Genomic DNA, 6644 nt, shown 5'->3' on the forward strand with positions numbered 1-6644 from the left:
AGGAGCAACACGCAATTCAGGAGCCCCTACTGTCAATGGAATATCAATTTTTGTAGCGCGGGCATCAAAAATACTGACGACAGCTGAACCGATTGCCTGACCTGTCACAGTCCACTGATCGCCTGAATAGACCACCTTGGCAACATTCGTGTCACTGGACACCACTCTGTAAGGCGCATTGCCACCACCCATCGTGAAGGTACGGGCAGCATCCGAACCCACACCAATCACCAGCGGCGATGGTGCAGTAGTGTAAAGACTGACAGGCTGTGGTGGGTCGGTCTTGACCATAAAAGACACCGCTTTATCATCAGCATCACGCACAGTAATTTTGGTTTCTTTGGGCCCATCAACCCAAGTAACAACAAAAATATCCTCAGCAGCGCTATCACCGGTTTGAGCCCAAGCCAAAGCGACTACACCAGTTTGATCAACATTGACCAAATAGCTGCGCTTCTCTTGGCCATTAGCCCCACCTGTCTTGCGACCACCACTGATCTTGAATAAACGACTGGTGTTGGCCGCGATACGCACCGGATTTTCACCCGCAGGCACATTCACGCTGAGGGGCAGTGTTCCGCTAGGCTCTCCGGCAGAGCCTCCGCCCCCACCGCAGGCAACCAATGCCGAAGTCAGCATCAGCAGAAATATTTTAAATATTCTTTGCATTTTTCTATCCTATCAATGACAAATTCTTAACGTTGCCCAGCCCGGTCAGTAATGACCTTGGGGGTAATGAAAACCAGCATTTCCGTTTTTCTGGAGTCTTTGGTTCTTGTCTTGAACAAATTACCCAGCACAGGTACATCCCCCAGAAACGGTGTTTTGGTTTCGTCGGTTTTTTCTTCCAATTCGAAGATACCGCCAATCACTACGGTGCCGCCGTTCTCCACCAAAACCTGTGTCTTGATGTGCTTGGTATTGATCGCCACACCTTGTGTCGTACCCTCGCCACGGCTGTCTTTGTTCACGTCCAGATCGAGAATGATGTTGCCTTCAGGCGTGATTTGCGGAATGACTTCCAGCTTTAATACCGCCTTTTTGAATGCAATCGTGGTGGCACCGTTGGGTGCAGTGACCGGATAGGGATATTCAGTACCCTGCTCAATCAGGGCTTTGGTCTGGTCTGCTGTTACCACACGCGGGCTGGATACCACTTTGCCCTTCCCATCGGCTTCCAGTGCCGAAATCTCCAGATTCAAGAACCGGTTTGCAGCGGTGTTGAAAATGGAAATGGCAAAGCTGGAAGGGTCATAACCGCCCAGTGCTTGCGCAGGAAGATTGATAAATTGACCCAGGTTATTGACCGTGCCTCCGGCGCCACTGGTAGCTACCGCATTGCCATAGCTGGTGCCAAACCCCACGCGGTTATTGCCGCCCAGAGCATAGCCACCGTCACCGCCCCGGTTGGCGCGCAAATCGGTGCCTCCCAAACGCACACCCAGGGAGCGACCAAAGGTGTCAGATGCCTCCACAATGCGCGCCTCAATCATCACTTGGCGTACAGCCACATCCAGACGTGCCAGCAATTCCCGCACCTCCTCGAGTTTGGCTTGGGTGTCAGAGACAAAAATCTGGTTGGTACGGGGTTCGGAGATAGCGCTGCCGCGCTCCGACAGAAAACGTGTACTGCTTCCACCAGCAGCGCCACCGCTGCTGGACTTGGTCAATTGATCCACGATGGCATCGGCCTTGGCGTAGTTCAGCTGGAAAGCCTGGGTGCGCAGAGGCTCCAGCTTCTGGATAGCCAAGGCAGCTTCGTAGTCTTTCTTGGTACGGTCGTCAATCTCGTCTTTGGGGGCAATCCACAGCACACTGCCCGTTTTGCGCATGCCAAGTCCTTTGGCGTCCATGATGATTTGCAAGGCCTGATCCCAAGGAACATCCTTCAGACGCAAGGTCAGTGCACCAGTGACAGTATCGGATGTGACGATATTGAAGTTCGTGAAGTCGGCAATCACCTGGAGCAGTGAGCGCACTTCAATGTTCTGGAAATTCAGGGAAAGCTTTTCGCCGCTGTAACCGGGGCCTTGCGTGAGCTTGCTCAAATCCACCTTTTTTTGGCGCACTTCAATGACGAACTGATTGTCACTCTGGTAGGCGCTGTGCTCCCACTCACCAATAGGCTCAATCACCATGCGCACACGTTCGCCTTGCTCGGTGCTGGTGATGAGCTGCACGGGAGTACCGAAGTCAGCCACATCCAGGCGGCGGCGCAAGCCCTCTGGCAGGGAAGAGCGCAAAAAGTCAATCGTCAGGCCCTTGCCCTGCTGGCGCAAATCCACGCCCACTTGGTTACTGGCCAAGCCGACAATGATGCGCCCGGCCCCATCGGCACCGCGGCGGAAATCCACATCCTTGATGGGCAGGATGTCAGGGTTATAGCTCTCGGCAAACACAGTCTTCTGAACTGCCGGGGCGGCCCCCTGTTGTGCAGGAACCGATTCCAGCATCACCAACAGGCTCTTTCCCTGGATTTCAGCACGGTAAGCGGTGGCTTGCTTGAGGTTGAGAACCACGCGGGAACGCCCCTGGGCCTGTACCACATTGACAGATTTCAGATTGCCTTGGTTCACCTCAACGAGAGAGCGGCCCGTGGCGTTTTCAGTTCCCGGAAAGTCCAGCGCGATGCGCGCGGGAGACTGCGTAGCAAAACCGGTCGGGACAGCAGCCAACGGCTCGGTCAAATCAATACGAACCACCTCCATGCCACCTTGCAAGGTGCCGGTCACGGCCTCAATGGCACCTTGTGCCCAGGCAGCGGTGGAAACCAACACAGCCACTGTAGTGGCTGCAGCATGCCGGAGTGCTTTCACGATTGCGACGTTTTTCTGTTTCATTTTTTCGCTCCCTCTTGCAGTTCCAGCGATGCAGTTCGTTCTATCCAGTCGCCCGTGGCATCCTGCACTATTTCACGCAATTGAATGGCAGTTTCCGTAATAGCGGTGATGCGGCCATAGTTCTGTCCCAAATAATTTCCAACCTGAACCTGGTACAAAAGTTGATCCACCTTGAGCAAAGCAGTGGGTTTTCCTACCTTGTTGAGGCTACCCACCATGGCCATGGTGTCTAACGGGAAGGCCTCCAGAGGTTCTTTTCGCCGCGCCAACTCCGGCGCAATCAGCCCTGCGTTAGCGGCAACCTGCGCAGAATCACGCCGCAGCGCCTGGAGCAATTTAAGTCGATCAAAGGGCTCCAAGCCCGCATCTGCGGTATAGGGTTGCGGCTGAAATTGCTTAGGCTCGGTCAGTGGAGTTACACGTGGCTTGGTTTGTGCCCGCTCTTGCGCCATCCACTCGCGCAGCTCGTCTTCACCAGACGAGCCACAGCCCAGCAACGGCAAAATGCACAAAGCCATGGCAATAGTCTGTATGGGCTTCATTTCTTTGCCCCCCCTGTCGCCTTGCGCTGCGCCTGAACTTCTTCAGGATCCAAGTAACGATAGGTACGTGCGGTGGCATCCATGCTGAGGCTGGCACTGTCTTTGGTTCCCGGGACGATGGACAGGTTGTCCATGGTGACAATGCGCGAGAGGTGCGCGATGTCTGCTGCAAAAGCGCCTATGTCGTGATACTTTCCTGTTACACGCACGGCGATGGGTAATTCAGCGTAGTAGTCCCTCACAACCACTTGCCCTGGCCGAAACAGCTCAAACTGCAAACTACGCCCAAGCCCTGCTTGGTTGATATCAGACAACAACGCCGCCATCTCGGCCTTGCTAGGCAACTGCTTTTCCAACTGAAGCACATACTGCTGAATCTGCTCTCGCTGCTTCTTGAGAGCGTCAAGACTGACCGCTTTCAGGAGCTTTCGTTGGTAATCCTCGCGCAAAGTCACTTCTTGCGCCCGTGCTGCCTCCAATTCGGCTTCGTAATCTGTGAGCTTGATGAACCACAAAAACACAGCTACGCCAACAGCGATGGCAACGCACAACAGCGTGCGTGGCAGTATGGGCCACAGTGACGGGTCTTTGGAATCGAGGTTGGTGAATTGGCGTTGGAGGTCTTGTTGTAGGGCCGCCAGGTCAATTTTGGGAGCTTGTTTTTTTGCCATGCGTCACTTTCCCGCCTGGGTAGCTGCGCCCTGTGCCGCCGCACTGGCTGCTTCCATGGCTTTTTGCACATCGCTGGAGCGCATCAACTGAAAACGCAAATTAAACGCAGACACACGCCGCTGGTCACGCGGTGTAAGTGCCACGTTATTGGCAACAATCTCCACCAACTCGGGCTTGGACAACCAAGGGGTGTTGTTGGCAAGATTACGCAGCATTTCTGAGACACGTTCATTGGACTGGGCCATGCCCTGCATGGTTACCACCCTGTCCGCTTGCTTGAGGCTCGTGATATAGACACCATCAGGCAACTGCTTGACCAGCTCACTGAGCAAGTGCACTGGCAGATTGCGGTCAGACTGCAAGTCTTCTACGGCTTTTTGGCGTGCACGCAGCGCCGCAATCTCCTCTTCAATGGTGGCAATTTCCTTGATCTGGTTTTCCAGAACTTTGGTTTCTTGCAACAAGAAATTATTCTTTTCTTGTTGCGCATTGATCATGCTTTGAAGCCACCAATAAACGCCGCCAGCGATCAACAAACCAATCAGTAACGATGCAAACATCGTCGCCTGAAAAACTTCACGCCTGCGCTTGCGGGCGGCCTCCCGGTGTGGAAGCAGGTTGATAAGAATCACTGTAGAAACCTCCGCATGGCAAGACCGCATGAAGTGAGGTAAGAAGGCGCTTCGCGCACCATTTTCTTCATGCGTACGGCATTTCCAATTTCCATGCCATCAAAAGGATTCACAACGCTACAGGCAGAACCTGCATGCTGGGTGACCGCCTCTGTCAAACCAGGCAAAGGCGCAGAGCCGCCCGCAAGCAATATGTGGTCAACCCGGTTGTGTGGCGTACTGGTGAAAAAGAACTGCAGGGCACGTCCAATTTCTTGGGCCATCACCTCCACGAAAGGCTTGAGCACCGCAGAAGAGTAATCATCGGGCAAGTCGCCATTGCGTTTTTTGGTTTCCGCTTCCTCTACTGAAAAACCATATTGCCGCACGATCAACTGTGTCAATTGGGCGCCACCAAAGGCTTGGTCGCGGTCATAAAGCACTTCATCATTGCGAATGACCTGCATGCTGGTGGTCAGTGCGCCCACTTCAAAGAGGGCGACCACGGCGTCTACCCCTTGGTTGGGCAACGCAGCAATCAAGCGACTCGCACCCAGGCGCGCAGCATGGGACTCAATGTCCACAATCACCGCCTTCAGTCCCGCAGCCTCTGCAAGCCCCTGACGGTCTTGCACCTTCTCACGGCGCGAGGCAGCAATCAACACATCCACATCACCAGGAGAGCCTTTGTTCGGGCCAATGACACAGAAATCCAGACTCACTTCGTCCAGGGAGAACGGGATGTACTGGTTGGCCTCCGACTCTACCTGCACCTCCAGTTCCTGATCGGTCATGCCAGCAGGCAGGCTGATCTTTTTGGTGATAACTGCGGAAGGGGGCAGTGCAAGCGCGACGTTTTTGGTGCGTGTGCCACTTTTCTTGATGAGACGACGCAAGGCTTCAGCGACTTCATCAAATTTTTCGATGTTACCGTCCGTAATCCAGCCCCGCTCCAAGGGCTCGATGGCGCAGCGCTCAAGAACCAAGTTTCCGGCCTTGTCGTGTGCCAGTTCGACCAGCTTGACACTGGAGGAACTGATGTCAATGCCCACCAACGGCGCGGACTGGCGGCTGAACAAAGTTCCCACAGAAATCAAGATGACTCCCCTTCAACGCACAAAAATAAGGCAACAAAACTTCACATTTCGCACGGATGCTATCAGTAAGATAGTTCCGTAGCCAAGGCTTTTCCTCCCACCAAGCTGCGGCGTCGTTGTCAAAAGCAGACGCTTTTATCTGGTATAGCTTGCGTTATTCAAGCAACAGAACACTGCTCTGGCAGCGGTGTTCGGCGAGCTGGTTTCTTGCCTTCCCTCCATGAACCCCGGCATTTTTATAATGCGCGTTCTTATCCAATCGGAGCGTTATGCCGCCCCCCGCACCCCCCACCGAAAACCAACACCCAAATCCTGGCCTTGATAAAAAAGACCGCCCCAAAAAACGGCATTGGTTTGTACGCTTGACGTTGTGGTCCATCGGGCTGGTGGTGGCTGGTGCCTTGGCAGTGGCACTGGTGGTGGGCGTGGCTCTGGCCATGGCCTACCCCAATCTGCCAGACGTATCCGAGCTGGCTGACTACCGACCCAAGCTGCCGCTGCGCGTGTACTCAGCTGAAGGTGCTTTGCTAGGCGAATTTGGAGAAGAACGCCGAAACTTGACACCGATCAAGGACATCCCAGAAGTAATGAAAGATGCCGTTCTGGCGATTGAAGACACCCGTTTCTTTCAACATGGAGGTGTCGATTACAAAGGTGTTTTGCGCGCGGGCTTGGCTAATCTCGGAAGGGTTAAAAGCCAAGGGGCATCCACCATCACCATGCAGGTTGCCCGTAATGTTTATTTGTCATCAGAAAAAACATTTACGAGAAAAATTTACGAAATATTACTAACATTCAAACTAGAGCATTTGCTGACCAAAGATCAGATTCTTGAGATTTACATGAATCAGATTTATTTGGGCAACCGTGCTTATGGTTTTG

Annotated in this window: 6 protein-coding genes and 1 pseudogene; 1 reads left to right on the forward strand and 6 read right to left on the reverse strand. The window is 53.7% G+C overall.

Annotated elements, in window-relative coordinates:
- The 6 genes and pseudogenes from PHX69_RS11450 to PHX69_RS11475 form a co-directional block, all read right to left on the reverse strand.
- Positions 1 to 669: pseudogene (locus PHX69_RS11450) on the reverse strand (hypothetical protein); the annotation flags it as partial.
- A gap of 26 nt (positions 670 to 695) precedes the next feature.
- Positions 696 to 2840 (reverse strand): type IV pilus secretin PilQ, encoded by a 2145-nt coding sequence (locus tag PHX69_RS11455; RefSeq protein ID WP_288043812.1) that lies wholly within the window; start codon positions 2838 to 2840, stop codon positions 696 to 698.
- Positions 2837 to 3358 (reverse strand): pilus assembly protein PilP, encoded by a 522-nt coding sequence (locus tag PHX69_RS11460; protein WP_241524985.1) that lies wholly within the window; start codon positions 3356 to 3358, stop codon positions 2837 to 2839. The genes PHX69_RS11455 and PHX69_RS11460 overlap by 4 nt, the downstream gene beginning before the upstream one ends.
- Positions 3359 to 3378: 20 nt before the next feature.
- Positions 3379 to 4053 carry a type IV pilus inner membrane component PilO gene (locus tag PHX69_RS11465; protein ID WP_119014044.1) on the reverse strand — a complete coding sequence of 225 codons (675 nt, stop codon included), beginning with the start codon at positions 4051 to 4053 and terminating at the stop codon, positions 3379 to 3381.
- A gap of 3 nt (positions 4054 to 4056) precedes the next feature.
- Complete coding sequence (locus PHX69_RS11470) at positions 4057 to 4686, reverse strand: PilN domain-containing protein (protein WP_119014045.1); 630 nt, start codon at positions 4684 to 4686, stop codon at positions 4057 to 4059.
- Positions 4683 to 5762, reverse strand: coding sequence for a pilus assembly protein PilM (locus tag PHX69_RS11475; RefSeq protein ID WP_119014046.1), 1080 nt, complete (start codon positions 5760 to 5762; stop codon positions 4683 to 4685). Before PHX69_RS11475 ends, PHX69_RS11470 begins: the two co-directional genes overlap by 4 nt.
- 269 nt (positions 5763 to 6031) lie before the next feature.
- Here PHX69_RS11475 and PHX69_RS11480 point away from each other — a divergent pair.
- On the forward strand, positions 6032 to 6644 hold a 613-nt coding region (locus PHX69_RS11480; RefSeq protein WP_288043814.1), incomplete at its 3' end, for a transglycosylase domain-containing protein.

This window comes from Simplicispira sp. (assembly GCF_028687295.1).
GTDB classification, from domain to species: domain Bacteria; phylum Pseudomonadota; class Gammaproteobacteria; order Burkholderiales; family Burkholderiaceae_C; genus Simplicispira; species Simplicispira metamorpha.